The organism is Actinoplanes sp. NPDC048791, from assembly GCF_040650095.1.
Classification (GTDB): domain Bacteria; phylum Actinomycetota; class Actinomycetes; order Mycobacteriales; family Micromonosporaceae; genus Actinoplanes.
Map to the genome: position 1 here is coordinate 1 of NZ_JBEZGQ010001341.1, position 1,932 is coordinate 1,932.

The 1,932-nt window shown below is 74.9% G+C and carries 2 protein-coding genes; one reads left to right on the forward strand and one right to left on the reverse strand.

Annotated elements, in window-relative coordinates:
- Window positions 1-286, reverse strand: a 286-nt coding sequence (locus tag AB0C29_RS46100) for a hypothetical protein (RefSeq protein ID WP_360834382.1), incomplete at its 3' end; no start/stop codon positions are given.
- Window positions 287-417: 131 nt separating this feature from the next.
- Here AB0C29_RS46100 and AB0C29_RS46105 point away from each other — a divergent pair.
- Window positions 418-1,932 (forward strand): DPP IV N-terminal domain-containing protein (locus tag AB0C29_RS46105; RefSeq protein ID WP_360834384.1); only part of this gene is annotated, 1,515 nt, incomplete at its 3' end.

Genomic DNA, 1,932 nt, shown 5'->3' on the forward strand with positions numbered 1-1,932 from the left:
GCACGGCACCGATCATGATCACGGCGCCGGCGGCCCGCAGCGGCTGCGGCCAGCCGGCGATGCCCACGGCCAGCCAGGCCAGGACGGCGAGGAAGACCACCGCGAGCAGCGGCAGCTTCTCGGCGACGGTGTTCTGCACGAGCTGCACAGCCGCCGCGATCCAGACCAGCCAGACGGCCCTCGTCGCAAGAACGCGCAGCCCGGCGAGGCGCCCACCCAGGAGATGGCCGAGGGCGACACCGGCAGCCGGCGGGGCGGTCGTCAGCAGCACCATCCGCATCGACATGATCGGGCCTCCTGGATCGCCGCCGGTGCCCTCGATCCTCGGCCCGGCCGGGCCGGTCGGCCAGGCAGGCACCCGGCAGCCGACCGGCAATCCGGGCACCCCTGAAGTCGGGTCAGCGGAGAGACTGGGGCATGACTTCTTCGTTCCCCGCGCTGGTCGCCCGCACCCAGGGATTCACGCTCGGCCGCCCGCACCGGTTCGCGGTGGCCCCCGACGGCTCCCGGGTGCTGTTCCTGCGCTCGCGCGGCGGGACCGACCCGGTGGGTGATCTCTGGTCGTACGTGGTCGCCACCGGGACGGTACGCCTGCTGGTGGACGCGACGGCGCTGGGGGCAGCCGACGGCGCGCCGCTGTCCGAGCGCGAGCGCGCCCGGCGGGAACGGGCCCGGGACCGGTCCGCCGGCATCGGTTCCTACGCCACCGACGCCGCCGTACGCACGGCCGTGTTCACCGTGGCCGGCCGGCTGTACGCGGTCGACGTGGCCGCCGCGAAGGTCACCGAGCTGGGTGCGCAGGAACCGGCCGCCGAGGCCCGGATCGACCCGACCGGCCGCACGGTCGCGTACGTGTGCGAGGCCGAGCTACGGGTGGTCGGCCGCGACGGCAAGGACGACCGGCCGCTCGCCGAACCCGACGGCCCCGAGGTGACGTGGGGCCTGCCCGAGCACGAGGCGTCCGAGTCGATGGACCGGTTCGAGGGCTACTGGTGGGCGCCGGACGGCCGCAGCCTGGTCGCGGCCCGGGTCGACAACACCCCGGTGCAGATCTGGTACGTCGCCGACCCGGGCCACCCCGAGCAGCCGCCGACCGCCGTGCGCTACCCGTCCGCGGGAACCCCGAACGCCGACGTCAGCCTGCACGTGCTCGGCCTGGACGGCAGCCGTACGCCGGTGGTCTGGGACCGGTCCGGGTTCGAGTACGTGACCCGGGTGGTGTGGGACGCGTCCGGGCTGCTGGTGGTCGTGCAGAACAGGCGCCAGACGGTGCTGCGGGTGCTGGCCGGCGATCCCGCGACCGGCGCCACCACGGTGCGGCAGGAGAACACCGACCCGGATTGGACGACGATCGTCTCGGGCATCCCCGCGTACACCGCGTCGGGAGCCCTGCTGTGGAGCGTGGACGACCGCGACACCCGGCGGCTCACCGTCGACGGCGTACCGGTCACGCCGCCCGGCCTGCAACTGGACGAAGTGCTCTCGGTCGACGGCGACACCGTGCTGTTCGCAGCCAGGCAGAATCCCACCGAACGGCACCTGTGGACCTGGTCGGCGGCGACCGGCCCGGCCCGGATCACCACGGCCCCCGGACTGTTCGGCGGGCGCCGCGCCGGCGGTGTGACCGTGGTGGACGCGCAGACCCTCGACGGCGAGACGGTCACCGTCGACGGCCGCGAGCTGCGGAGTCTCGCGGCTGAACCGCCGGTCCGCCCGGCGCCGCAGCTCCTGACCCTGGGGGAGCGGGACCTGCGGACGGCGGTGCTGTTCCCCACCGGTCACGAGCCGGGTACGGCCCGGCTGCCGGTGCTGATGGACCCGTACGGTGGCTCGGCCGCGCAGCGGGCCGTCGCCGCCCGCTCCCGCTACTGGGCCGCCCAGTGGTTCGCCGACCAGGGCTTCGCGGTGATCGTCGCGGACGGCCGCGGCACG